This is a genomic window from Methylobacterium sp. GC_Met_3 (assembly GCF_026540775.1).
Taxonomy (GTDB): Bacteria; Pseudomonadota; Alphaproteobacteria; order Rhizobiales; family Beijerinckiaceae; genus Methylobacterium.
On sequence record NZ_JALNUL010000006.1, the window covers coordinates 74,813 to 98,348 of the forward strand.

Annotated in this window: 25 protein-coding genes and 1 pseudogene; 10 read left to right on the top strand and 16 right to left on the bottom strand. The window is 69.0% G+C overall.

From position 1 onward, the window contains the following. Positions 1-85 precede the first annotated feature (85 nt). Positions 86-697, top strand: a complete 612-nt coding sequence (grpE, locus tag OXS27_RS10685) for a nucleotide exchange factor GrpE (RefSeq protein WP_243924244.1) — start codon at positions 86-88, stop codon at positions 695-697. A gap of 18 nt (positions 698-715) precedes the next feature. Here the strand turns inward: grpE and OXS27_RS10690 are convergent, their stop codons facing one another. The 4 genes from OXS27_RS10690 to OXS27_RS10705 form a co-directional block, all read right to left on the bottom strand. Next, positions 716-1,081 carry a hypothetical protein gene (locus OXS27_RS10690; RefSeq protein ID WP_267356116.1) on the bottom strand — a complete coding sequence of 122 codons (366 nt, stop codon included), beginning with the start codon at positions 1,079-1,081 and terminating at the stop codon, positions 716-718. A gap of 180 nt (positions 1,082-1,261) precedes the next feature. Next, positions 1,262-1,999: an outer membrane beta-barrel protein gene (locus tag OXS27_RS10695; RefSeq protein WP_267356118.1), complete on the bottom strand. Its 738-nt coding sequence runs from the start codon at positions 1,997-1,999 to the stop codon at positions 1,262-1,264. Between the two features lie 79 nt (positions 2,000-2,078). After that, positions 2,079-2,213, bottom strand: coding sequence for a hypothetical protein (locus OXS27_RS10700; protein ID WP_267356120.1), 135 nt, complete (start codon positions 2,211-2,213; stop codon positions 2,079-2,081). After that, entirely contained in the window at positions 2,210-2,539 is a 330-nt protein-coding gene (locus OXS27_RS10705) for a hypothetical protein (protein ID WP_267356122.1), read from the bottom strand. Before OXS27_RS10705 ends, OXS27_RS10700 begins: the two co-directional genes overlap by 4 nt. A gap of 151 nt (positions 2,540-2,690) precedes the next feature. Between OXS27_RS10705 and OXS27_RS10710 the strand changes: the two genes are divergently transcribed. Continuing rightward, positions 2,691-3,536 carry a DUF6502 family protein gene (locus tag OXS27_RS10710; RefSeq protein WP_243924236.1) on the top strand — a complete coding sequence of 282 codons (846 nt, stop codon included), beginning with the start codon at positions 2,691-2,693 and terminating at the stop codon, positions 3,534-3,536. 11 nt (positions 3,537-3,547) lie between these two features. After that, on the top strand, positions 3,548-4,873 hold the full coding sequence (locus OXS27_RS10715; protein WP_267356124.1) for a DUF5666 domain-containing protein: 1,326 nt from the start codon (positions 3,548-3,550) through the stop codon (positions 4,871-4,873). A gap of 107 nt (positions 4,874-4,980) precedes the next feature. Here OXS27_RS10715 and ada read toward each other — a convergent pair whose 3' ends face one another. Next, on the bottom strand, positions 4,981-6,042 hold the full coding sequence (gene ada / locus OXS27_RS10720) for a bifunctional DNA-binding transcriptional regulator/O6-methylguanine-DNA methyltransferase Ada (RefSeq protein WP_267356335.1): 1,062 nt from the start codon (positions 6,040-6,042) through the stop codon (positions 4,981-4,983). A gap of 199 nt (positions 6,043-6,241) precedes the next feature. Here ada and OXS27_RS10725 point away from each other — a divergent pair, with 199 nt between their 5' ends. Further along, complete coding sequence (locus tag OXS27_RS10725) at positions 6,242-7,228, top strand: hypothetical protein (protein WP_267356126.1); 987 nt, start codon at positions 6,242-6,244, stop codon at positions 7,226-7,228. Between the two features lie 174 nt (positions 7,229-7,402). Then, positions 7,403-8,020 (top strand): class I SAM-dependent methyltransferase, encoded by a 618-nt coding sequence (locus OXS27_RS10730; RefSeq protein WP_267356128.1) that lies wholly within the window; start codon positions 7,403-7,405, stop codon positions 8,018-8,020. On the opposite strand, the gene OXS27_RS10735 is transcribed toward OXS27_RS10730, so the two are convergent. From OXS27_RS10735 to OXS27_RS10745, 3 genes are all read right to left on the bottom strand, one after another. Beyond that, positions 8,017-9,567 carry a hypothetical protein gene (locus tag OXS27_RS10735; protein WP_267356130.1) on the bottom strand — a complete coding sequence of 517 codons (1,551 nt, stop codon included), beginning with the start codon at positions 9,565-9,567 and terminating at the stop codon, positions 8,017-8,019. The genes OXS27_RS10730 and OXS27_RS10735 overlap by 4 nt on opposite strands. A 179-nt stretch (positions 9,568-9,746) precedes the next feature. After that, positions 9,747-11,000: a glycosyltransferase family 2 protein gene (locus OXS27_RS10740; RefSeq protein WP_267356132.1), complete on the bottom strand. Its 1,254-nt coding sequence runs from the start codon at positions 10,998-11,000 to the stop codon at positions 9,747-9,749. A 218-nt stretch (positions 11,001-11,218) separates the two neighbouring features. Beyond that, a complete protein-coding gene (locus tag OXS27_RS10745) occupies positions 11,219-11,965 on the bottom strand; it encodes a YebC/PmpR family DNA-binding transcriptional regulator (protein ID WP_243924218.1) in 747 nt (248 codons plus the stop codon). A gap of 210 nt (positions 11,966-12,175) precedes the next feature. Between OXS27_RS10745 and OXS27_RS10750 the strand changes: the two genes are divergently transcribed. After that, the gene (locus tag OXS27_RS10750; protein WP_267356134.1) at positions 12,176-12,370 is read left to right on the top strand and encodes a hypothetical protein; all 195 of its coding nucleotides are present in this window, start codon (positions 12,176-12,178) and stop codon (positions 12,368-12,370) included. A gap of 104 nt (positions 12,371-12,474) precedes the next feature. On the opposite strand, the pseudogene OXS27_RS10755 reads toward OXS27_RS10750, so the two are convergent. From OXS27_RS10755 to OXS27_RS10775, 5 genes and pseudogenes are all read right to left on the bottom strand, one after another. Next, positions 12,475-12,690 (bottom strand): annotated as a pseudogene (locus OXS27_RS10755) (methyl-accepting chemotaxis protein); the annotation flags it as partial. A 14-nt stretch (positions 12,691-12,704) separates the two neighbouring features. Beyond that, positions 12,705-13,454 carry an HAD-IA family hydrolase gene (locus OXS27_RS10760; RefSeq protein WP_243924215.1) on the bottom strand — a complete coding sequence of 250 codons (750 nt, stop codon included), beginning with the start codon at positions 13,452-13,454 and terminating at the stop codon, positions 12,705-12,707. Beyond that, positions 13,448-14,134, bottom strand: a complete 687-nt coding sequence (rpe, locus tag OXS27_RS10765; protein WP_243924213.1) for a ribulose-phosphate 3-epimerase — start codon at positions 14,132-14,134, stop codon at positions 13,448-13,450. Before rpe ends, OXS27_RS10760 begins: the two co-directional genes overlap by 7 nt. Positions 14,135-14,154: 20 nt before the next feature. Further along, complete coding sequence (locus OXS27_RS10770) at positions 14,155-15,015, bottom strand: phosphoribulokinase (protein ID WP_267356137.1); 861 nt, start codon at positions 15,013-15,015, stop codon at positions 14,155-14,157. A gap of 22 nt (positions 15,016-15,037) precedes the next feature. After that, positions 15,038-16,093 (bottom strand): class 1 fructose-bisphosphatase, encoded by a 1,056-nt coding sequence (locus tag OXS27_RS10775; protein WP_267356139.1) that lies wholly within the window; start codon positions 16,091-16,093, stop codon positions 15,038-15,040. Positions 16,094-16,275: 182 nt separating this feature from the next. On the opposite strand from OXS27_RS10775, the gene OXS27_RS10780 reads away from it, so the two are divergent. Continuing rightward, on the top strand, positions 16,276-17,223 hold the full coding sequence (locus OXS27_RS10780) for a LysR family transcriptional regulator (protein ID WP_267356141.1): 948 nt from the start codon (positions 16,276-16,278) through the stop codon (positions 17,221-17,223). Then, positions 17,220-18,461, top strand: coding sequence for an FAD-dependent oxidoreductase (locus OXS27_RS10785; protein WP_267356143.1), 1,242 nt, complete (start codon positions 17,220-17,222; stop codon positions 18,459-18,461). Before OXS27_RS10780 ends, OXS27_RS10785 begins: the two co-directional genes overlap by 4 nt. A 7-nt stretch (positions 18,462-18,468) precedes the next feature. Here the strand turns inward: OXS27_RS10785 and OXS27_RS10790 are convergent, their stop codons facing one another. The 3 genes from OXS27_RS10790 to OXS27_RS10800 form a co-directional block, all read right to left on the bottom strand. Further along, positions 18,469-19,710 carry an MFS transporter gene (locus OXS27_RS10790; protein ID WP_267356145.1) on the bottom strand — a complete coding sequence of 414 codons (1,242 nt, stop codon included), beginning with the start codon at positions 19,708-19,710 and terminating at the stop codon, positions 18,469-18,471. Between the two features lie 83 nt (positions 19,711-19,793). After that, positions 19,794-20,705, bottom strand: coding sequence for an amino acid ABC transporter substrate-binding protein (locus OXS27_RS10795; RefSeq protein ID WP_267356147.1), 912 nt, complete (start codon positions 20,703-20,705; stop codon positions 19,794-19,796). Positions 20,706-20,988: 283 nt separating this feature from the next. Then, positions 20,989-21,885, bottom strand: a complete 897-nt coding sequence (locus OXS27_RS10800) for a LysR family transcriptional regulator (protein WP_267356149.1) — start codon at positions 21,883-21,885, stop codon at positions 20,989-20,991. Positions 21,886-21,982: 97 nt separating this feature from the next. Here OXS27_RS10800 and OXS27_RS10805 point away from each other — a divergent pair, with 97 nt between their 5' ends. Together OXS27_RS10805 and OXS27_RS10810 are read left to right on the top strand one after the other, a co-directional pair. After that, complete coding sequence (locus OXS27_RS10805) at positions 21,983-22,609, top strand: glutathione S-transferase (protein ID WP_267356151.1); 627 nt, start codon at positions 21,983-21,985, stop codon at positions 22,607-22,609. Between the two features lie 8 nt (positions 22,610-22,617). Beyond that, positions 22,618-23,532, top strand: a complete 915-nt coding sequence (locus OXS27_RS10810) for a pyridoxamine 5'-phosphate oxidase family protein (RefSeq protein ID WP_267356153.1) — start codon at positions 22,618-22,620, stop codon at positions 23,530-23,532. Positions 23,533-23,536: the final 4 nt, after the last annotated feature.

Genomic DNA, 23,536 nt, shown 5'->3' on the forward strand with positions numbered 1-23,536 from the left:
GTTGGCTCCGGGCCAGATATCAGCGCCGGTTCCGCGTGCCCGAACCTACTTCCCGGACGACTGAAACACGATGACGAGCAACGACATGCCCCAGGATGACCAGCGCCAGACCACGGTCGAGGCCGGTGCCGGTGCGGCCCAGAATCCCGGCTCCGCGGGTCAGGGCGCCGAGGCGTCCGTCGATCCCATCGCGGAGACCCTGGCCCTGCTCACCGCCGAGCGCGACGAGTTGAAGGACCGGACGCTGCGCACGCTCGCCGAGATGGAGAACCTGCGTCGCCGCACCGAGCGCGAGGTCGCCGATGCCCGCACCTACGCGGTCACGAACTTCGCCCGCGACGTGCTCAACGTCGCCGACAACATCCGCCGGGCCCTCGAGAGCGTGCCGGCCGACGCGAAGGCCAGCGCCGACGGCGCCCTGAAGGGTCTGATCGACGGGATCGAGTTGACCGAGCGCGACCTCGCCAAGACCCTGGAGCGCCACGGCGTGAAGGTCGTCGAGCCGCAGGGCCAGAAATTCGATCCGAACCGGCATCAGGCCATGTTCGAAGTGCCGAACCCGGAGGTGCCCGCCGGCACGGTCGTACAGGTGGTCCAGTCGGGCTACGTCATCGGCGACCGGGTGCTGCGCCCGGCCCTGGTGGGAGTCGCCAAGGGCGGCCCCAAGGCGGCCGCGAACCCGGCCGACGCCGCCTGACCGGGCTGGCGGCGCGCCCTACTGGCAGGGTAGCGCCGCCGCGAAGTCGGCAATGAACCGCGCGGTCTCACGGGTATGGCCCGATGCGCGCGGATCGCGGGCGACCATACCCGCCTCCCGTTCCAGACGGCGGTTGCAGGCGCAGGCCGTCAGTGTGCTCGACAGCAGGTCCGCCGAGCAGACGTCGTGGCGCGCGCAGGCGCGGTCGAGCGCGTCGATCGGCGCGTAGCCGGGCCCACGGTTCCCCGGCCCGCAGAAATTGCCGTAGATCAGGAAGGCGCCCCGCCCGGTCGGCCCGGGCGGGATGACGTCCTGCGCCGATGCCCCGAAGCCGGAGAGGGCGAGAAGCGTCGTCGCGGCGACGCGCAGGCGTAGAGTTCTCACGGACGTTCCTGACGGACAGGCCCCACGATACCGCGCGGCGCCACCCGTGCGGCATTCGGCACCAGCGCTGCCGGTCCAGCCGTGGTTACGCACGACCGAACCATGACGTCGCGACGCCGAACGCCATACATAGCGACTCAGTCCGGCCGGCCCGTCAAGCTCCTTTTCGACCAATACTGATTAGAAGCGGTAGTTTACCCCCGCCCTGACCAAGGCGAACCCTGAATCCTGTTTGCCGGCACCATAATACGCCGGAACGCTGGCGCTGTAGTAAGTCGTTCCGGTGAAGCCGCGGCCGAGATGCAGATACAGCGCTTCCATCTTGACCGACAGCTTCTCGGTGAAGGCGTACTCGATGCCGCCACCCCAAGCGTAGCCGGTCCGCTCGGTCCCGGGCAGCGTGTAGGGATAGGAGGCCGCGGAGGATGAGCGAGAGCCTCCGCCATATGCGAAGCCGCCGGTCCCGTAGATCAGGACGCGGTCGAAGGCGTAGCCGAGGCGGCCGCGGACCGTTCCGACATAGTCGAGGTTCGGCCGGACGCTGAAATACGGCGTCGTCCCGAGATAGGCCGCGTCCGCCTTGGCTAAGGCCGTACCCTGAATGTCGGCCTCGACGCCGAGCACGAAGCCGGAGCCTGGGGTGAACTGATAGTTGTAGCCGATCTGCCCGCCGCCGGCGAAGCCGCCGAACCGGTTGCCGCCGGTCACGGTGCCGTAGGTCGGATCGGTGAAGCCACCATTGCCCGTGTGCACGGCGTAGCCGGCGTTCACGCCGGCATAGAAGCCTGTCCAAGTGAAGGCCGGCGGCAGGGGAAGCGGCGGCGGTGGGGCGCGACGGGGCAGATCGGCCGCTTGTGCGCCGAGCGCGATGCAGCCCGCCGCTGCGCCGAGCAGGACAGCGCGAAACGATAGCGTCATGGTGGGTCTCGTGTGTGGGGCGTTACCGCCGGATCGGCGCCGGAGCGCGGGCCGCAAGCCAGGATCCGGAGCAGTGGGGTCAGAGGGCCAGGAGCAGCAGACCGACCACCGTCACCGACAGGATCAGGCAGAGCGCGAGATCGAGGACGGGCGCTCCACCGCAGGTAGGTCCAGGCCGCGCGTCGCCGCCACCTGCCTCGGTGAGGGCGATCACGTCCCGACCTCGCGGCGCTCGGTCGTGTGCATGGCCGACCTGGCGGTTTTCGAGGCACCGGCGGGCGTGACGGCCCGTTGGGGTGCCGCCGCCCCGTCTGAGGGGATGACGGGAGCGGCGGCCTGCGACACCTTCGTGTCGCCGATGCGGTGGACCGTGTCCGCAACAGCGATGCCGAAGGCGGGCAGTGCGAGGGCGGCGAGGACGCAGACGATGCGCCCCAGCCGCGGCATGGGATGGTTCTTCCGGGTCCGGCCGTTTTTGATCTCCTCGATCCTGAGGGGCGGCAGCGCGTCCGCGACGAGAATGCGCGTGTCAGCCTTCATGACAGGAACCCCGCAACGTCCGTGGGAAATTTGACCACGCGATTGGGATACGTGTGCAAATATCCCACGTCAACGAGGGATCTCCCTCGGCGCGTGTGGCTGCGCACGTTGTGGGATTGTCTCCCACGCGCCATGCGATAACGATACCTTTATGTCCGAGACCGCCGACACACCGCGAGAGGGCGCGGCCCTGCACGCGCCGCTGGCCCGATTGCTGCGGCCGCTCGTGCGCCTGCTGGTCGCCCGTGGCATCACCTTCCCGGCCCTCACGGACCTTCTGCGCGAGCTCTACGTGAACGTAGCCGAGTATGATTTCGCCCTGTCGGGCAAGGAGCAGACCGACAGCCGCGTCTCACTGCTCACCGGCATTCATCGCAAGGAAGTGCGACGCCTGCGCGGGGCCGGCGCCCCCGTGAGTGCAGTGCCGGCCGTGGTCTCGCGCACCAGCCGGATCATCGCCCGCTGGATCGCCGACCCGGCCTTCACCGATCCGCAAGGTCACCCCTTGCCGCTGCCGCGGACCGCCGAGGACAACGCACCCTCCTTCGAAACGCTGGTCGCCGGGGTGACGCGCGATCTGCGCCCGCGGGCGATCCTGGACGAGTGGCTCGACCGCGGCCTCGCCTTCACGGATCCGCAGGACCGGATCGTGCTGGCGGAGGCCGCCTACGTGCCCCGTGGGGACGGCGCCGAGGGACCGCAGCTCTACTATTTCGGCCGTAACCTGCACGACCATATCGCGGCGTCCGTGGCCAACATCGTCGGCGACAAGCCGCGCTTCTTGGAGCGGGCCGTCCACTATGATGGGCTCTCGAAGGAGCTTGCAGCCAAGCTCGAGGCGCGGGCCCGCGAGATCGCCATGGAGGCGTTGCAGCAGGCGAACCGCGAGGCGCACGCCGCCTGCCAGACCGACCCGGGCGGCGATCACCGCTGGAATTTCGGCCTCTACGTCTACGCCGAGGCCGTGCCGCCCGCGCGTCCCACGGACGAGCGCTGAGGATCCGGCCGGTGCGCCCCCTGCCCAACCGCCGGTTCGTCCTGCGCCTTCTCGCGGGTGCCGCGACGCTGCTGCCGGCCAAGGTCCGGCCGCAGGAGGCCCCGCGCGACCAGGGCATCGGCGGAACCGGCATGATGCGGACCGACGAGCCGCGCGATACCCCGCTGGGCGAGGGTGATCGCGGCATCGGCGGAACCGGGGTGATTGGCACGATTCGCCGTTTCGGCTCGATCATCGTCAACGACCTGCGCATCGCCTACCCGCCGGAGGTGGAGGTGCGCATCGACGGCGCGGCCGCAAAGGCAGCAGACCTGAAGATCGGGCATGTCGTCCACGTGGTGGCGCGGCCGGAGGGCGGCGGCCTCGCAACGCGCCGCATCGACGTGAGCAGCGAGGTGGTGGGCCCTGTCGAGGCGGTCGCACCGGGGCGGATGATCGTGCTGGGGCAGCGGATCTCGACCGCAGGCCTTGCCGGCGACTGGAAGCCGGGCGCACGCGTCGCGGTGAGCGGCCTGCGGCGGCCGGACGGGGTGATCGTGGCGAGCCTCATCGAGCCGCGGGAGGCCGGATCGGACCGGGTCGCCGGCCCGGTGCGGCGCGGCGAAAATGGCGCCCTCCTGATCGGAGCCCTGCGCCTCACGGGGGCCGACGCCCTGCCCCCGGGCAAACGCGCCCTGGTGACGGGTTCGGCCGCTGATGGCGTCCTGCGCGCGACCAATGCCGCCCAGATCGGCCTGCCATTCCCGCCGGGGCTGAAGCAGGTCTCGATCGAGGCTTATATCGGCCGCTCCGGCGCGGGCCTCGCCATTGGCTCGGGCTACAGGGTCGCGGGCCGGCCGGGGGCGAAGGTGCCACGGCAGGGGAGCGTCCGCGCCGTGCTGACCGCCGGCATCGCCCGCGACGGCGATCTGACCGTCGAGCAACTGCGGATCGAGAACCGCATCGCCCCCGAGACCCCGCAACGCGAAGCACCCGGCTTCGAGCGCGACCGCCTGGACCTGCGCAACCTACCCGAGGATTTGCCGGGCCGCTTCGGCGCGGAGCCCGGTGGACGGGCGGGCGGCCTCGGCAAGTCCGGCGAACCGCGAGGGTTCGGCATCGATACCCGGCCCGGGGGCGGACCGATCCCCGGGGGTGAGCGGCCGAGCGGCTTCGGCGCGGCCCGGGGTGGGCCGGGCGGTCCGCCACCGGCGGGCCCGGGCGCCTTCCCGGTCGGCCCCGGTGGATTCGGCGGGCCGGGCGGCGCACCTGGCGGACCGAGTGGCGGCCCCGGCGGGTTCGGCGGGGCTGGCGGTGGGTTCGGAGGTCCAGGAGGGCCGCCGGGTGGCCGGCGCTAGGGCGCTTCCGCCACGTGGCGGGAGCAGCCGTTCAGATCTGCCACCCGCGCAATCTGGTTCGAAGCGACGATTCGCGAATTCCTGAGTTCTCAGGCCGGGGACCGTCCTCAGCCCTCCGCCTCGCGCTGGAGGAGATCGCGCTTGCGCGCCACACCCCAGCGATAGCCGGACAGCGCACCGTCCGAGCGCACCACCCGATGACAGGGGATCGCGACCGCGATGGCATTCGCGCCGCAGGCCTGCGCCACGGCCCGCGTCGCGGCGGGGAGCCCGATGGCGCGGGCGATCTCGGCGTAGCTCGCGGTCGACCCCACGGGGATGCGCCGCAGCACTTCCCAGACCCGCTGCTGGAAGGCGGTGCCGCGGATGTCGAGGGGCAAATCAAGGCCGCGCCCCGGCGCCTCGACCAAGCCGATGACCCGCGCCATCCAGTCCTCGAAGACCGGATCGCCCCCGATGATCTCCGCGCCCGAAAACCGGTCCTGAAGATCCTGCAGGAGCGGCTCCGGCGCGTCGCCCAGCAGGATCGCGCAGATGCCCCGATCGGTCGCCGCCACCAGGATCGCCCCCAGGCTGCAGGCGCCGATACCGAACCGGATGCGCAGACCTGCCCCGCCTTTCCGATAGACGGCGGGGGCCATACCCAGGCGCGAGGCGCCCTCGGCGTAGAAGCGGCTCGCCGCGCCGTAGCCGGCCTCGTAGAGCGCCTCGGTGACCGAACCCGCCCCGGGCAGCCGGGCGGCGAGGCCAGCAGCCCGGTGCGCGGCGGCGTAGGCCCGGGGCGTCACGCCGGTGGCGGCCTTGAACACCCGGTGGAAGTGATAGGCGCTCATCCCCGCGGCCCCGGCGAGTGCAGCGAGGGTCGGCGCGGACTCCGCCGTCTCGATCAGCCGGCAGGCGCGAGTGATCGCCTCGGCCTGGCGCTCGGCAAGGCCCGGCGCATCGGGCCGGCAGCGCAGGCAGGGCCGGAAGCCGGCGGCCTCCGCCTCGGCGCAGGTCCGATGGAAGCTGACGTTCTCCGGCCGGGCGGCCCGCGCCGCACAGCTCGGCCGGCAGTACACGCCGGTCGTGCGGACCGCGTACACGAAGGTGCCGTCTGCCCGGGCGTCGCGGGCGGCGAGCGCCGCCCACCGGTCTGCATCCGGATCGGGGCTCGGAACGAGGCTCATGGCGACGGCGCTCTGCGGCTTGGCGGACGCGGTGAGGAGGGGCATGACGGACACAACCGGGCGATCGAGGAACGATGCGTCATCCTGTCCATCCGCCGCCGGCCCGGCATCCCGCGCCTTGCCGCCGAATTCGCGGCGCCATCGTCCCAGATCCAGGGCGATGCTGTAAAGGCGGACGACCTGCCGCACGAGGGTGACCGTGGCGCCAAACAACACCGACCATATCCACGTCGGACAGGACGGATGGCTGTTCCTGAAGACCGGGACGAACGACGTCCTCGGCCAGTACGAGCGGCCGGAGGAGACGACCGAGCTCGTCTGGCAATGGCGCAGCCTCATCGCGACGCGGGAGCGGCGCCTGCGCGCCCTGGGGATCCTCTACCGGCACGTCGTCGCCCCGGAGAAGCTGATGGTCTACGATCACCGACTCGACGGGATCACGATCCGGCCGAGCGCTTCGCCGGCCTACCGGCTGCTCCACAACGAACCGCCGCCGCGTCGCCTCAGCAGCCCGTTCGGCCTCTACGCCGCCTGGCGCAGGCGTCGTCGCTGGCGGGAGACCTGCATCGACCTCGTGACGCCGCTGCGCGCGGGACGCGACGCGACCGACCTCTACTGCCGGACCGATACGCACTGGTCCTTCGAGGGCTGTCATTACGCCTACGCTGAGATCTGCCGGGCGCTCGGTGCCGAGCCCCGGGCGGATCTCCGGGACCGGCCCTCCTTCGAGACCGACCACGACGGCGATCTGGGCAGCGCGTTCGATCCGCTGCGACGGGCGCGGTCACGGACCGTGATGATCCAGCAGGATGCGGTGCGGACCTATGCCAGCCCGATCGTCGAGACGCGGGAGAAGGCGGGCCTCCTGCACACGCTGCATGTCGGCGCGCATGTGGTCTACGGCAACGCCAGGGCGACGGATCCGCGCCGCGTGGTGCTGTTCGGCGATTCCTTCTCGCACGTCATGCCGTACATGCTGACGATCTTGCTGGCCGAGACCTTCCGGGAGTTGCACTTCGTGTGGAGCATGTCGCTCGACTGGGGGTACATCGAGCAGGTGCGGCCCGACATCGTGCTCACCGAAGTGGCCGAGCGCTTCATGGTCCAGCTGCCCGACGACACGTTCTCGGTGGAGGCCTATGCCGAGGAGCGGTTCGGCGCGGAGCTGGCGGCGGCCCGTGCGTGAGCCCACGTGGATACGCGCCTCATCGCAACGTCGGTGCAAAAGCGAGACAACCGGATCGGAGCCGACAAGCCAGACGCCCCGAGGGACGAGATATGTCCCTGGTCCATCACCTTTCAGACCATATTCGGAGTCTAGCGTTTCGCCTGACAGCAGTGATGTCGAGGGAGCCGGCCTTTGAAGGCGTTGATCGGAAAACTACACGGCGATCTGATCTTCGACAGGCGAACGCGCGTTCTCGCTGAATCCCTGACCGGTCTGCTGCCCCGCGACGCGACCGTTCTCGATGTCGGCTGTGGTGATGGAACCATCGCCGGCCTCTGTCGCACGATCCGGCCCGATATCCACGTCGAAGGCATCGACGTCTTCGTGCGGCCCAGCACGGTCATCCCGGTGAGCGCCTTCGACGGAAAGACCCTGCCGTTCCCGGATCAATCCTGGGATGTGGTCACCTTCATCGACGTTCTGCACCACACGGAAGACCCGGGGCAACTTCTCCGGGAAGCCGCACGGGTCGCGCGCCGATACGTCATCCTCAAGGACCACCTGTCCGAGAACAGCTTGGACCGCCTGTCGCTCTCTCTGATGGATTGGATCGGCAACGCGCCCCACGGTGTCGCGCTGACGTACAACTATCAATCATCGCAACAATGGAAAAATCTGTTCGCACGCGCGCATCTGCAAGCAGACGCTGAGACCAGAGATATTCCCTTGTATGTCTTTCCTCTGAATTTAGTCTTTGGACGGAACCTTCACGTCGTCACGCGGCTTCGCCCTGACCACCCGGGCTCTTAGCCAGGGCTCGAAGCAATCGACGCGGCAGAAGCCGGACCTGAGCTAGCCATTGCATCCGCTGACGGCACACGCCTGTTCTGCCGAAACCAATCCGCGATCAGCAGCGCCAGGAGCGGGATCAACCAGATGACGCGGGCTTGGTAGCGGGCGAAGACACCGGATACCGCCCCGCAGATCATCGCGTTCACGATCACACCCATCACGATGAGCACCACCGCACCGGCGAACGGCGGGACCGGCTCCGATCCGCCCGGCCGCGCGCGCGCGAAGAGATCAAAGCATCGTGTCTTGACCACCGACCACACGATGAAGATCCATGCGGCCATCACGACAACAATGTGAACGATCGCGACAAACAGAGGATTTGCCCGGACGTCACAGCTCTTCGGTACGGCCGCGCAGGATTGCAGATCAGGCACGATGCGCTGGATCGCCGTTCGATCCCACCACGCGAGTTTGAGGAACCGTGCGGGCGAGCTCATTGGCTCGGCAACATAGAAGGTCATCAATTGCTGCAGCCCGTTCTGCAGTATGCGTGTGATGACGGCTACGGGATCATGCACGACAACCGCCGATACGAAGGCGGGCTCCTCATCGCGCAATCTGATCCTGATCTCGTAGGTCGAGGTCGAGAATATTCCTTTCGAAGGGTCATTTGACCAAAGGATCTCGTCCTCACTGGCCGCCGGCCTATTCATAAACCGGCATAGTGTCGGGCTGGCCCCACCCGGACAGGCGGACGCCAGATAGTCTCGGCCCGGCCCGTCGGCGAGGAGGCGCGCCATGAGGAAGGGCGGCGTCCGCTGCGCGACCCCGGCATCCGCGCGGTAGATCGCGCCGAACGCCCCATTCATCGAAACGGCCACCAGGATGGACATGGCGAGCCAGCCCGCGCGGCCCGCGACGAGCTGCAGCGGTGTCTTGAACACGGTCAGGATTGCGAGGGCGGCGACCGACAGACTCAGCGCAAGTGCGATATTAGCGGCATGAAACGTCAGGCTCGCTACGAGCAGCACCCGCAGCATCAAGCGCTTCCATGCGGTAAGCCGCGCCGGACAGAAAGCGAGGATCGGCAGGGCAATAATCAGCAGCCCGGCGTAGAGATCCGGCATCGCGAAAGCCGCGAAGAACGGAAGGCTTGTGCCGAGCCCGAGCGTCAAGATCACGCCCTGGTAGAAAACAGGCGAGGCCGCCGGCGACATTCCGCGGATCAAGATGCAGATCGACCAAGCCGCCAGGAAGGCTTGGCCTGCAGCAAGCAGCCACAAGGTTCCGAACCTGACGGCCAGAACCAGAACGAGGCCGTAGAACGGGGATCGACCGCCCGCGATCGTCGCGGGCGTCATGTCTCGCATGGCGTGCGAATCTGGCATGACCGAGGTCGGATCCGTCAGGCGGTTCTTGTCGAGATCCGGCTGCGCGATGCCCAGACGCCAGGCCAGATACTCGCCTTGCGAGTAATACTGCACCGTGTCGTTGAAAACCGATGGCCTTCCGTTGGCCGCCGCGACGGCGAACAGCACGGCACTGGCGAGAAGGACATGCATCCACCAAGCTCGGCGCGTGCGTCCGGCCACAACGCCGCGTCCAGCCCGACGCTGCCGCGTGGCGGCATCCGAAGATACGGCCGTCATCATGGTCATGACCTTTGACAGGAAGCGCCGCGACAGTCAGCGCGAGCCGTCGCCCCTGTTCTGTGGAGGGCGGCCGCCGCAGCGCAACCGGTTCAAGCCACCGATTGCCGGCGTTCTGTCGCCGTCATCTCCGGCTTCGGAGCCTCGGAGTGCAGAAAATCAGCCTCGTTGCCGCCGATCACGGCGAGGAGGAAGCCGCCGAGTGCATTCTGAGCGCCGACCACCAGAAGCGTCGTCCCCGCCACCGCGGGCAGCACGCTGCCGATCGGGCCGTAGCTATTCCGGGACCAATACCAGATCACCAGCGCGAGGATGGCTACGCCAGCCATGAATGCGATGAGGCCGGCCCCAAGCATCGTTTCCAGCGAAACCCAGCTTGTCCAACGCGCATGACGGCGGCTCGGTCTGCGGTATCCCTCGCGTGCGCCGTAGAGATGCGTCGCCGCCGCGAACAGGCTCAGGTTGTGGGCCAGTCCAAGCATCGCGCCAGCCAGGATCACCCAGTAATTGCCAAGGAAGAACGTGCGTTCTTGACCCAGAACCAAGGCGGCCGCGGCCAGCAGCAGGATCGCGAGCCCGCCGCTGGCGAGGAGAGCCGCGGGGGCAGCGAAGATCCCGGTCGGGCTCAACATCAGCAGGTATCGCAGGTGGCGCCATCCGTCTCGCCACGGACGCAGATGCGAACCACGGCCGCGACAATCGCGCGACAGGGTCGCCGGACGCTGTGTGATGCGCTCGCCGTTCAGCGCCGCTTTGATCACCATCTCGCTGGCGAACTCCATGCCGCTCCCGCGCAGCTTCAGCCGGCGATGGCAGCCCTTCGTCAGAGCGCGCAAACCGCAATGCGCGTCCTCGATGCCCGCCCGGAACAGCAGGTTCAGGATGCCGGTCAGCACGGGATTGCCGATGTAGCGGTTCTTCCACGGCATGGCACCGGCGGCGATGCCGCCCTGAAAGCGCGAGCCCATGCAGAGATCGGCGCCAGAGCGTAGGGCCATCACCATGGCGACCGCATCGCGGAAGTCATAGGAGCCGTCGGCGTCGCCCATGACGAGGTAGCGGCCCTGGGCCGCCTGAAAGCCGCCGTTCAGCGCAGCCCCGTATCCGCGCCGGGAAACTGCAACCACGCGGGCACCGGCCGCGACCGCAATCGCGCGGCTCTCGTCGATGCTGCCGTTATCCGCGACGACGATCTCGCCGTTCAGCGCGTGCGTTTTGCCGAGCTGATCCAGGGCCGCGCGCGCCGTCGCCAGGGCAGCAGGCAGGGCCTGCTCCTCATTGAGACACGGAATGACGATGGAAACGTCGATCGGGCTCGCGCCTGAAGTCCAATCGTTCCGACCCATAGAAACCGTCCGAGTTGCTCATCGGGCACGCTACGGAACGAGAGCCTGCGGTTCGGTTAACCAAATCGGTATCGGTCGACGTTGGACTTGATCTCAGCGCGGTGTGACCCGTTCAACCGCGCAGGGGCAGTGGAGGCCGGCCATCCCGGCACAGCCCCCCGCGGAAGCGGGCGGTTCCAACCTACCTCGCCGTTGAACCAGACCCCGTTGCGCCGCGCTCAATCCTGCAGCTTGGCCATCAGCGCATCCGACAGGGCAAAGTTCACGTAGACGTTCTGGACATCGTCCTGATCCTCGATCACCTCGACCAGGCGGATCAGCTTCTCGCCAGTCTCGTCGTCAACGTCGATCGTGTTCTGCGCCTTCCAGATCAGACCGGTGCGGTTCGGCTCGCCGAAGCGGGTTTCGAGGGCCTTGGCGACATCACCGTAGGAATCCTGGGCGCAGATCACCTCGTGCCCGTCCGGGCCGGAGCTCACGTCGTCGGCGCCAGCCTCGATGGCGGCTTCCAGCATCGTGTCGGCATCGGCCACGGACGCTGGATAGGCGATCACGCCGACGCGGTCGAACATGAACGCGACGGCGCCGGTCTCGGCGAGGCTGCCGCCCGACTTGGTGAAGGCGGAGCGCACGTCCGAGGCGGTGCGGTTGCGGTTGTCGGTCTGTGCCTCGACGATCAGGGCAGCGCCGCCGGGGCCGTAGCCCTCGTAGCGGATGTCCTCGTAGTTCTCGCCGTCGGCGCCGGCGGCCTTCTTGATCGCGCGCTCGATATTGTCCTTGGGCATGTTCTCGGCACGGGCCGCCAGGATCGCCGCCCGCAGGCGCGGGTTCATCGCCGGATCGGGCGTGCCGAGCTTGGCCGCCACGGTGATCTCGCGGGCGAGCTTGCCGAACACCTTCGAGCGGACCGCGTCCACCCGGCCCTTGCGGTGCATGATGTTCTTGAACTGGGAATGGCCTGCCATGGCGTGTCGGACTTTGTTCTTTGGCGCGGGCGGGCTTGAGGACCCCGCCGACGCGGCTGTGAGGTCGCCCGCGTTATAGGCCGCCGGGTTTCGCCGAAGCAACGCGGTCGCCCGTGTGCAAACACCCCCTCCCGGTTCCTACAGATCGGGTCGACGGAAAAATCCCCTCGACCAGGCGTTAACGCAGGAATGCTCTAAACCGAGAACGTCATGTCGAGCCGGAACAAGGGACGCGGTACAGCCAGCACGATCATCGATCCGCGCTGGCTCAAGCTAGGGATTTCAACAGCTTTGGGTGTCGTTGCCGGCACCATGCTGTTCGCCACCGAGGCGCACGGACGCAGCGACCGGCGCACCGAGCGGCTTCCTGGCCGGCGCGGATCAAGCGATCGCGTCGGCCGGTAGGGCGGCGCGCCCATGGAGCGCTCTCCGACGACGTGGACACCGGTTCGTCGCGAGAGAGCGCGTCACAAGAGTTGAGGGCCACGCACGCTTTTAAAAGCGATCGTCTAGGCCGCTCGCACGGTCGCCAGGAAGCGCTGGACCTCCTCCGTGAGATGCTCGGCCTGGCTCGACAACGCGGTCGCCGAGGTAAGTACGTCTCGGGGGGCGCCGCCGGTCTTCTCAGCGGCTCCCGCATCACCCGAGATGGTGCCCGTAACCGCGCTCGTACCGGACGAGGCCTGCTCGACGTTGCGGACGATGTCCTGCGTCGCCGCACCTTGCAGCGACGAGTCGTCTAACGCGAGCCCGTGTGCCACTGCCGCAGGGAGGCCAGCGTGACCACGCCACCCGGCCATTCCAGCCCGGCGATGTGCCGGTGCGGGCTCCCGGGTTCTCCAAGATCCGAGACCGCCGAGAAGGCGCCGTCGAGCTTGTGGCTGCCGGTATAGCGGCTGCGGGTCGCCAAGACCGGGAGGCCGGCGGCGCGCGCCGAGCTGATCCCGGCGGCGGAATCCTCGACCGCGACAGCTTCAGAGGCGGCGACATCCAGGCCGGCGAGCGCCAGGAGAAACACGTCCGGGGCGGGCTTCTTGCGATCCGCCTCGTCGCCCGCCGCGATCACGTCGAAGGGCGCATCGCCCGGCGGAAAGTTGATGGCCAGCAATCGGTCGACGTTCGGCCGGCTGGTGGTGGTGGCGACGGCGAGCCGGATGCCGGCCGCCCGGGCCTCCGCGATGAGCCGGGCGATACCGGGCCGCAGCGGCAGCCGGCTCTCGACCACGAGTGCGCCGTAGGCCGCGGTCTTGCGGGCATGAATCTCGGGCGCCAGCGCATGGAACGCGTCGGCTCCAGCCGGTTGCTGCGTGTCGATGTAATGGGCGAGTCGTTCCTTGCCGCCCATCACGGTGAGCAGATCGGCGTAGAGCGCCGCGTCCCAGTGCCAGGGAAGGCCGAGTTCGGCGAAGGCGTTGTTGAACGCCTGCCGATGCAGATCCTCAGTTTCGGCGAGGGTGCCGTCGACGTCGAAGATCAGCGCCCTCAGCACGACAAGTCGCGGCCGGAGGCGCCCTCCGCGCCGTCCCGGATCGCCGCGATGCGCTCCGCATAGGCGCTCGGTCCGCCGCTGAAGACGGCGTTGCCGGCCACGAAGGTGTCGGCGCCGGCGCGGCTCGCAGCCCGGACGGTCTCGGGGTCGATGCCGCCATCGACCTGGATCCGGATGTCGCGGCCCGCCACCATCGCCCGCACCCGCGCCACGGATTCCATGGCGCTCTTGATGAAGCTCTGGCCGCCGAAGCCGGGATTGACGGTCATCACCAGCACGAGGTCCACGAGGTCGAGCACCGGCTCGACCAAAGCGGCCGGGGTGCCGGGGTTGATCGCCACGCCGGCGCGCTTGCCGAGGTCGCGGATCGTCTGGAGCGAGCGGTGGATGTGCGGCCCGGCCTCGGCATGGACCGTGATGCCGTCGGCACCGGCGTCCGCGAAGGCCGCGAGGTACGGATCCGCCGGGGCGATCATCAGATGCACGTCGAAGAATTTTTGCGTGTGCGGGCGCAGGGCCTTCACCACCGGCGGGCCGAAGGTGATGTTGGGCACGAAATGGCCATCCATCACGTCGAGATGGATCCAATCGGCCCCGGCCGCATCTATGGCGCGGGTTTCCTCCGCGAGCTTCGAGAAATCGGCCGAGAGGATCGAGGGGGCAATGATGGGAGGAAGCATGGGCAACTCTCGGAATCGGCTCAGGCCAGTCTTCGGCGGCGTTCGACGAGCTGCATGATCATCGGCGTCAGGATCAGCTGCATGGCGAGATCCAGCTTGCCGCCCGGGATCACGATGGAATTGGCCCGGCTCATGAAGCTGTCGTGGATCATGGAGACCAGATAGGAAAAATCGATCCCCTTCGGATCCTTGAACCGGATCACCACCATCGACTCGTCAGCGGTGGGGATCCAGCGGGCGATGAACGGGTTCGAGGTGTCGACCGTCGGCACCCGCTGGAAATTGATGTCGGTGAACGAGAATTGCGGGCAGATGGTCTGCACGTAATCGGGCATCCGCCGCAGGATCACGTCGGTGACGGCGTCCGTGGAATAGCCGCGGAACGACCGGTCCCGGTGCAGCTTCTGTATCCACTCCAGGTTGATCACCGGCACGACACCGATCTTCAGGTCGGCATAGCGGGCGATGTCGACATCCGGGTCGGCCACGCAGCCGTGAAGACCCTCGTAGAACAGCAGATCGGAATCCGGCGGGAACGCCTCCCACTCCGAGAAACTGCCCTCGGCGATGCCGTAGGCCTGCGCGTCGTGCTGGTCATGGGCGTAGTGACGGGTCCGGCCGGTGCCGTTTTCGGCGTAGCTTCGGAATACCGCCTCCAGCTCCCCCAGGAGGTTCGCCCGTGGCGCGAAGTGCGACAGGGTCGGCTCGCGCGCCATCATGGCCCGCATCGTGTCCCGGTCGAAGGCATGGAAGCCGTCACCCTCGATGAACACCGCCCGCACGTCTTCGCGGCGGAAGATCTGCTCGAAGGTGTTGCGCACCGAGGTGGTGCCGGCCCCAGAGGAGCCGGTCACCGAGATGATGGGATGACGCGCCGACATCGTTTACGACTTCACGGTGCGGTTATGACCGCATCAGGCCGCGCTGGCCGAAGAGCGGCGAGCGGCCGGCATCGGGCTTGCCGCCCCCGTAATAGGTTGCGACGCAATCCACCTCCTCGGTGGAGCCGCAGACCAGCGGGGCGCGCTCGTGGATGCCGGTTGCCACGAGGTCGAGGATGCGCGTCTGACCGTCCGTAGCCGCGCCGCCGGCCTGCTCCACCAGCATCGCCACGGGGGCAACTTCGTAGAGCAGCCGCAGGCGGCCGCGGGCGTAGTTCTTCCGGGCATCGCCCGGGTAGAGGAACACGCCGCCCCGGGTCAGCACGCGCTGGATGTCGGCCACCAGGGAGGCAAGCCAGCGCATGTTGTAGTCCTTGTCGCGTGGGCCCTCGGTGCCACGCTGGCAATCCTCGATATAGGCCTTCACGGGGGCGTCCCAGTGCCGGGCGTTCGAGGCGTTGATGGCGAATTCCTTGGCGGAGGTGGGCACCGCCATGGCCGGGCTCGTCAGCTTGAACGTCCCGTCTTTGCGGTCGAGCACGTAGGATTGGGTGCCCTGGCCGAGCGTCAGGATCAGTGCCGTAGCGGGGCCGTAGGTCACGAAGCCGGCCGCAATCTGCGCCGTGCCGGGGGTCGTGAACGAGGCGAGCGGATTGGCCGGGTCCTTGATCGACGGCCGGATGCCGAAGATCATCCCCACCGCCATGTTGACGCCGATGTTGGAAGACCCGTCGAGGGGATCGATCGCGACGGCGAGCGGCGCGTCCGGGTTCAGCCGCATCACCTCCTCGGCCTCCTCGGAGGCGACCTCGGCCACGGGGGCGCCCCGCAAGGCGGCCGTCACGCTCTCGTGAGCGATCACGTCGAGCGCCTTCTGCACGTCGCCGTCGCTGTTGTGGTCGCCGGCCGCCGCGAGGTCGCCGCCGAGCGCACCACGCCCGATCCGCTCGCTGATCTCCACCGCCGAACGCGCCACCGCGGCGATCACCGCGGCAGCATCCTTCAGCGCCGGGTCTGCCGCCACGGCCTGCGCCAGGCAGGCCTCGAGGGGCGTCCCGATCGCCGTTGAATTTGCCATCGGCCTATCCTTCCTGCTCGGATCCCGCCCACCGGGATCGCGCGTTCCGCGCGGGCTCTGTAGCGGCCGCTCCGCCGGCAAGATAGCGGTCCTGGCCCTCGGATCGACAGGAACCGGTAGCCCGGCGTTCAAGATTTCTGTGCGATCTTGTATGAAAGCACAAAAAATACGAGACCTTGGCGATGCGCAACCTCTCCCTCAAGCAGCTTCAGGCAGTGGCGGCGGTGGCCCGGCTCGGCACCATGACACGGGCGGCCCAGGAACTGAACGTGACCTCGGCCGCGCTCTACGCGCGCATCCGCCAACTGGAGGAAGAAGCCGGTTTGCTGCTGTTCGACCGGACACCCGGCGGTCTCAAGCCGACCGATGCCGGCCGCGAGATGCTCTGGGCGATCGACAGCATCAACACCGTTCTGGAAACCTGCACCGACCGGTTGCGGACCCTGCGCGGCGCCGAGGGCGGACGCGTCGCGCTCGGCGTCGTGTCGACTGCGAAGTACTTCGCGCCCCAGGTGATCGCCGGCTTCGTCAAGAAGCATCCGGGCGTCGAGATCAGCCTGTCGGTGCGCAACCGCGGCCAGACCGTGGAGGCGCTCCGTGGCTACGAGATCGACTTCGCCCTGATGGGTCGCCCGCCCCGGGATTTCCCGATCGAAGCCGCCACCTTCGGACCGCACCCGATCGTGCTGATCGCGGCCCCCGACCATCCCCTGGTCGGCAAGGTCGGCCTGACCCGCGAGGATCTCACCGACCAGCCGTTCTTCCTGCGGGAGGAAGGCTCGGGCACGCGGATGGTGTTCGAGGAGTTCATGGCCGGCGTGCTGGTCAAGCGGGCACCGCTGGAGATCGACACGGGCTCGAACGAGACCATCAAGCAGGCGGTGATGGCCGGGCTCGGCATCGCGCTGCTCTCGGTGCACTCGGTCGCGGCGGAGTTGGACAGCGGGCGCCTCGTGCTCCTCGACGTGAAGGGCCTGCCGATCCGGCGCGACTGGTACGCGGTTCGCCGCGCCGACAAGGTACTGGGTCCGGCGGCCTCCGCGGTCTGGTCCTACCTGATGACGGAGGGCGCGCGCAGCCTTCCGGGGGTCGCGCAGAGCGGCCTCGCCCTCGCTGGAGCCCGGGCGTGAGCGCGGCCGGGATCGTCGTCGCGGGCGCGGGCCAGGCAGGCTTCCAGCTCGCCGCCTCTCTGCGCGAGGGCGGCTTCCGGGAGCCGATCACCCTGGTGGGCGACGAGACCGCCCTCCCCTACCAGCGCCCGCCCCTGTCGAAGGCCTACCTCGCCGGCAAGACCGACCGGGAGGGCCTGTTCCTGCGCCAGCCCGGCTTCTTCGCCGAGCACGCGATCACGCACCGGCCGGGGATCCGCGCCACCGCGATCGATCGGGCGGCCCGGCGGCTCCACCTGTCGGACGGCGAACCTCTCGCCTACGATCACCTCGTCCTCGCCACGGGCGCCCGCAACCGCCCCCTGCCGGTCCCCGGGGCCAGTCTGGGCGGCGTACACCAGCTGCGCGGGCTCGCGGATGCCGATGCGCTTCGGTCAGAAATCGAGGCGGCACAGGCGATCGTGGTGGTCGGCGCGGGCTTCATCGGGCTGGAATTCGCCGCGGTCGCGGCCGCACGGGGCCTGTCCGTGACGGTGATCGAGGCAGCCGATCGGCCCATGGCCCGGGCGGTCTCCGCAGAAATGGGGGCGTTCTTCCGGACCGCCCATGAAGCGATGGGCGTGCGCTTCGCCTTCGGGGCCGGCGTAACGGCGATCACCGGCCGGGACGGTCGCGCGGCTGGCGTTACCCTCGCGGACGGGACGGAGCTCCCCGCCGACCTCGTCCTCGTCGGCATCGGCGTGCTTCCGAACGGCAGCCTCGCCGCGGAGGCGGAGCTGCCGGCCCAGGACGGCGTCCACGTCGATGCCTTCCTCGCCACCCCCGATCCGGCCATCTCGGCGATCGGCGATTGCGCGCGGTTCCCGAGCCCCTTCGCGTCCGGGCTCACGGCCGACGGCACCGTGCGGATCGAATCCGTGCAGAACGCCATCGACCAGGGCCGGTGCGTCGCGGCCCGGCTGCTGAGCAAGCCCGCCGCCTACGGTGCCTTGCCCTGGTTCTGGAGCGACCAGGGCCCGCACAAGCTGCAGATCGCCGGGCTGTCGGGTGCCCGCGATGCCAGCGTGGTCCGCGGCTCCGGGCCGGCCTTCTCGGTGTTCCGCTTCCGCGACGGGCGCCTGAGCGCAGTGGAATCCGTCGACCGGGCCGGCGACCACATGATTGCCCGGCGTCTCCTCACAGCCGGGACACCGCTGACGCCGGATCAGGCGGCCGATCCGGGTTTCGACCTCAAGGCGCTGGCGATGGGGCGGCCCTGAGGATCACTCACCCCGGGAATGCCACCGGCGCCGGCTTCTGCCGCAGGGCATAGGCGGTGCCGATCCCCAGCGCCAGGATGGTGATGGCGCAGCCCATGAGCGCCCCGAACTGACCGAGCCGGACCAGCGCCTGCCCGATCACTGCGACGCCGAGCGCCTGCCCGCAGAAGAACGAGAAGGCGTGGAGTGCCACCGCGGAGGCCCGCGCCTTGGGCGCGACCTCCGTCACCTGGGTCTGGTAGGTGTTGTGCAGCATGTAGAAGCCGAGCCCCATGGCGGTGAGCGCGGCGCAATCGACCTGCCACGTACCCGCGAGTCCGACCACGGTGAGCGACGCGCCGCTGATCAGGCCGCCGCCGATCAGCATCCGCGGCAGGCCGAGCAGCCGCACCAGCAACCCGACCAGCGCCGAGTAGATCAGGCCGCCGACCGCAAAACCCGCCAGCACGAGGCCGGCCTCGCGCGGACCGCCCTCGCCACGGGCCTCGATCAGCGGCGCGAGGTGCGGAAAGACGCCGAAGATCGCGATCGCCTCAATGAACACCGCCGAGAACAGCACCCGCGCCCGGGGATTGCCCAGAATCGTCCGATAGCGTGTCACCGCCTCTCCGAAGGCCGGGCGGCGGGCGGGGGCCCGGCCAGCCCTGTCGAAACCCAGCACGGTCGCAGCGCACGCGAAGGCCGCCACCGCGGCGGTAACCGCGAAGACGCCGCGCCAGCCGATCGCCGCCTCGATCAGGCCCGCGAAGGTCGAGCCGGAGAGCTGGCCGAGGATCACCGCGACCAGGAAGCGCCCGATCGCCACTTGGCGGCCCTCCATCGGCACGCGGTCGCCGAGCAGCGCCAGGGAGAGCGGGATGCAGCCGCCGGCCGCCGCGCCCGCCAGCATCCGCAGGCCGAACAGGCTGCCGATATCGGGGGCGATGCTGCACAGCGTGAGGGCCACGGCGAGCACCGCGAGGCAGGTGCTCATCACCCGCTCCTTGCCCAACGCATCGCCGACCGGCCCCAGCACAGGCTGGATGAACGCGTAGGGCAGCGCGAAGGCGGTGGAGAGCAGCGCTACCGTGTGGGCGTCGCTGCCGAGATCCCGGGCGAGTACGCCGACCAGGGGTTCGACCGAGCGCAGCGCGAAGGTGCTGCCGAACCCCGCGCAGGCCAGCACGACGATCAGGCGCGGGATCGAGGTGTCCGGCGGCGCGGCGCGGGCCGCCGCGGAGGTGAGAGCCGGTTCTGTGCTGTCGGTCATGGGGGCGCTTCGCGACGCGGACCAAGATCGGTCAAGCCGCATCGCATCTCCCCGGCCTGAGCGGAACCCCGATATGCGACAGATCAGTGCGCGTAGAACGCAGGATCCGAATCGTCCGTCGGATGGGCGAACGCCCAGCGCAGGGCGGAGGACAACGGCACATTGTAGGTGAGGCCGCGCGGCGGCACCGGCTTCAGGAACCAGCGATCATAGATCGTCTGGATTTCGGGGCTGCGGTAGAGGTCGGCGGTGGCCCGGTCCACCACTACCTTGAAGGCCGGATCGTCCTTGCGCATCATGATCCCGTAGGGCTCCGGGTTGGACAGCGTCTCGTCGCTGACCACGTAGGCGGCGGGCTCCTTGGACTGGGCCGCCACGACGCTGAGCTGCACGTCGTCCATCACGAAGGCCGCCGCCCGGCCGGTCTCGACCATCAGGAACGCTTCCGGGACGTCCTTGGCGGCGATCACCGTGATGCCGAGCCTGCGCTCGTTGTTGGCTTTGATCAGCATCAGGATGTTGGTCGAGCCGGCGACCGACGAGACGGTCTTGCCGCGCAGATCGTCCAGGCTGGCGATGTGCTGATCCTTCTTCGAGACGAAACGGGTCGCCGTCAGGAAGTGGGTGTTGGTGAACGCCACCTGCTTCTTGCGCTCGGCGTTGTTGGTCGTCGTCCCGCATTCGAGATCGACCGTGCCGTTGGTGATCAGCGGGATGCGCGACGAAGAGTTGACGAACTCCATCCCGACCTCAAGACCCGGCCGCTTCAGCTCGCGCTTCACCGCGTCGGCGATCTTCATGCAGATGTCGATCGCGAAGCCGACCACCTTCTGGTTCTGGTCGATGTAGCTGAACGGGGGCGCAGTATCGCGCACGCCGAGGACCAGCCGGTTGCTGTCCTGGATCTTCTTGAGCGTGCCAGTGAGGGTATCTGCCCGGGCCGGCTGGGCTATGGACAGCGCGACGAGGGCCGCGAGGAGAGAGAGCAGACGCATGGGCTGGCTTGATCCGATCGTCGCGCGTCGGGGCAGTCGGCCGGTCGGGACCGGCGGAGCCCGAATGCGCGTCCGATCAGGCTCCGAAAGGCCTATCAGCAAGAGTCCGGCCGCGAAGAGATCGGAAGCGTCGATGAAGACACATCTTGCCGTCGCCAAAGCCGATCGCCCGACCGTATTCGTGGGCGCAGCGATGCCACTCAGTCAAGCGCAGGGCTCACTGAACGGGCGCCGCCCCGGATTGCTTCACTGCGCTTGCAAGGACGCCAGCGCCCTCAGCGGGTTAGCCCGCGGCATCGGCGCGGAGCACGGGCAAAGCCCGGAGTGCTGCGGCGGCGAAGTCCAGGAAGGCGTTCACCCGGGCTGGCCGGAAATCCGCGCTCGGGGTCACGAGTTGCACCGGCACCGGCGGCGGCTCGTGGGCGGCGAGCAGGCGGACGAGGCGGCCGGCCGCAATGTCCTCGGCAGCTTGGTACGACAGGACCCGCGCGATACCCCGCCCTGCCCGGGCGGCGATCAACGCGGCCTCGACCTCATTGACGATGAGGCGCGGCGCGAGGCGCACGCGGCTCGCCCCGAAACGCCATTCCCGCAGCCCCGAGCGCACGACGCCCAGGATGGTATCGTGCTCGGCGAGATCCGCGGGCTTGCGCGGCGTCCCCCGGGTGGCGAGGTAATTCGGGCTCGCCACCACGATCTGGCCAACCTGCCCAACGCGGCGCGCCAGGAGGCGCGATTCCGCGAGCTGTCCGATCCGCAGGGCGATGTCGATCCCCTCCTCCACGAGATCGAGGTTGCGGTCGGCCAGCACAAGCTCGATCTGCGTCTCCGGATAGGCATCGAGGAAGCCCGACACGACCGGGGCGACATGCTTGCGTCCGAACAGAACCGGCGCCGTGATCCGCAGGAGGCCGCGCACCGCGTCGCCCGACGCCCCCGACACGGCCATCTCGTATCCCGCAAGAAGGCCCCGGGCCCGCTCGGCGAGATCCAGGCCAGCCGGAGTCGGGGCAAGGCGGCGTGTCGTACGCTCCACGAGGCGGCTGCCCGCCCGGGCCTCAAGGCTGGCGAGTGCCCGGGTCGCCGCCGCGGCGGAGCGGTGCAGCCGCCGCGCTGCCCCACTGAGGCTGCCGGCATCGACGATCGCGACGAAAAGGGCGAGTTCGTCCAAGCGATCCATCGATTGTTGTGACCTGTGAAATTCTGACTGCCACAGACTCGGGATTTTCGCCGACCTGCGCAAGGGCGATATCGGTCCTGTCAGGGAGACGCACACGATGACCGAACCCGATCTCACCCTCTACGGCCTGCGCCTCTCAGGCCACTCGCACCGCGCCGAGCTGTTTCTATCCCTGCTCGGGCTGCCCTTTCGCTTCGTCGAGGCGGCGAGTGCCGCGCAACGGGAGGCGGCAGCCTTCCGGCGCCTCAACCCCCTCGGCCAGATCCCGGTTCTGACTGACGGCGACACGGTGATCGCCGACAGCAACGCGATCCTGGTCTATCTCGCTGTGCGCTACGCGCCGGACAGCGGCTGGATGCCGGGTGATCCGCTCGGCGCCGCGCAGGTTCAGCGCTGGCTGTCCATCGCGGCCGGCGAGGTGCGGTATGGGCCGGCGCTTGCCCGGCTGATGGTGGTGTTCGGCGCCCAGGCCGACCGCGCCACCGTCCATGCCGCGGCGGCCCGGATCCTTACCTTCATGGACGGCCATCTGGCCGATCGCCCCTACCTCGCGACCGACCGGGCGACGCTCGCCGACATCGCCTGCTATTCATACGTCGCCCACGCACCGGAGGGCGGTGTGTCGCTGGCGCGCTACCCGGCCGTGCGGGCGTGGCTCGCCCGCGTGGAGGCGCTGCCGGGTTTCGTCCCGATGCCGACCTCTTCCATCCCCGAACCCGTCTGAGGTGCGCCATGGCGAGCTTCCATGCCGACGAGCTTCTGGCTCAACAGCGGGCCGGCCACGTCCTCGGCGAGACCCCGGCGATCCGCCCCTTCATGCCCGAGCAGCACCGCATGTTCTTCGCGGGCCTGCCCTACCTTTTCGCGGGCACAGTGGACGCCGACGGCGCGCCGATCGCCACCGTTCTGACGGGGCAGCCAGGCTTCGTGCGATCGCCCGACGCGACGCACCTCACCATCGCGGCGGCCCTCGACCCGGCCGATCCGGCGGCCCGCGCGCTCGTGCCGGACGCCGAGGCCGGCCTTCTCGGCCTCGATTTCGCGACGCGTCGGCGCAACCGGGCCAACGGCCGCATCGTGCGGCGCGACGGGGATGGGATGACGATTGCCGTCGCCCAGAGCTTCGGCAACTGCCCCCAATACATCCAGAGGCGCGTGGCCGAGCCGATGCAGCGCTCGCCGGGACCGATCGAATCCCTGTCGGCCCTCGACGCGGACGCCACGGCCCTGATCCGCGGCGCCGACACGCTGTTCGTCGCGACCCGATCCCGGGACGGCCTCGCGGACGGCGGCGCGGACATCTCGCACCGGGGCGGCCGGCCGGGCTTCGTCCGGGTCGACGGTGACGTGCTGACCGTGCCGGACTTCTCCGGGAACCGCTACTACAATACCCTGGGTAACCTCCTCGGAGAGAACCGGGCAGCGCTCCTGTTCCTCGACTTCGCGCGCGGCGATCTCCTGGTTCTGCAGGGGCGGACGGCGATCGACTGGAGCGGCCTGGGAGCGGCGGGCCTCATGGGCGCGCAACGGTCTTGGTCGTTCACTGTTGAGCGTGGCTGGCGACGCCAGGCCGCCATACCCCTGCGTTGGAGCCAGCCCGAGCCGGCGCCGCAGCTCGCACGCACCGGCATCTGGGAGACGGCGTGATAGC

Excerpts from the sequence above, each read along its gene's own strand:
- OXS27_RS10780 (WP_267356141.1), top strand. The coding sequence starts at position 16,276 with ATGCGCAACCTCTCCCTCAAGCAGCTTCAGGCAGTGGCGGCGGTGGCC.
- OXS27_RS10790 (WP_267356145.1), bottom strand. The coding sequence starts at position 19,710 with ATGACCGACAGCACAGAACCGGCTCTCACCTCCGCGGCGGCCCGCGCC.
- OXS27_RS10810 (WP_267356153.1), top strand. The coding sequence starts at position 22,618 with ATGGCGAGCTTCCATGCCGACGAGCTTCTGGCTCAACAGCGGGCCGGC.
- OXS27_RS10800 (WP_267356149.1), bottom strand. The coding sequence starts at position 21,885 with ATGGATCGCTTGGACGAACTCGCCCTTTTCGTCGCGATCGTCGATGCC.
- OXS27_RS10695 (WP_267356118.1), bottom strand. The coding sequence starts at position 1,999 with ATGACGCTATCGTTTCGCGCTGTCCTGCTCGGCGCAGCGGCGGGCTGC.
- OXS27_RS10710 (WP_243924236.1), top strand. The coding sequence starts at position 2,691 with ATGTCCGAGACCGCCGACACACCGCGAGAGGGCGCGGCCCTGCACGCG.
- OXS27_RS10705 (WP_267356122.1), bottom strand. The coding sequence starts at position 2,539 with ATGAAGGCTGACACGCGCATTCTCGTCGCGGACGCGCTGCCGCCCCTC.
- OXS27_RS10745 (WP_243924218.1), bottom strand. The coding sequence starts at position 11,965 with ATGGCAGGCCATTCCCAGTTCAAGAACATCATGCACCGCAAGGGCCGG.
- OXS27_RS10735 (WP_267356130.1), bottom strand. The coding sequence starts at position 9,567 with ATGCATGTCCTTCTCGCCAGTGCCGTGCTGTTCGCCGTCGCGGCGGCC.
- OXS27_RS10770 (WP_267356137.1), bottom strand. The coding sequence starts at position 15,015 with ATGTCGGCGCGTCATCCCATCATCTCGGTGACCGGCTCCTCTGGGGCC.
- grpE (WP_243924244.1), top strand. The coding sequence starts at position 86 with ATGCCCCAGGATGACCAGCGCCAGACCACGGTCGAGGCCGGTGCCGGT.
- ada (WP_267356335.1), bottom strand. The coding sequence starts at position 6,042 with ATGAGCCTCGTTCCGAGCCCCGATCCGGATGCAGACCGGTGGGCGGCG.
- OXS27_RS10795 (WP_267356147.1), bottom strand. The coding sequence starts at position 20,705 with ATGCGTCTGCTCTCTCTCCTCGCGGCCCTCGTCGCGCTGTCCATAGCC.
- rpe (WP_243924213.1), bottom strand. The coding sequence starts at position 14,134 with ATGCTTCCTCCCATCATTGCCCCCTCGATCCTCTCGGCCGATTTCTCG.
- OXS27_RS10805 (WP_267356151.1), top strand. The coding sequence starts at position 21,983 with ATGACCGAACCCGATCTCACCCTCTACGGCCTGCGCCTCTCAGGCCAC.
- OXS27_RS10750 (WP_267356134.1), top strand. The coding sequence starts at position 12,176 with ATGTCGAGCCGGAACAAGGGACGCGGTACAGCCAGCACGATCATCGAT.
- OXS27_RS10775 (WP_267356139.1), bottom strand. The coding sequence starts at position 16,093 with ATGGCAAATTCAACGGCGATCGGGACGCCCCTCGAGGCCTGCCTGGCG.
- OXS27_RS10740 (WP_267356132.1), bottom strand. The coding sequence starts at position 11,000 with ATGGGTCGGAACGATTGGACTTCAGGCGCGAGCCCGATCGACGTTTCC.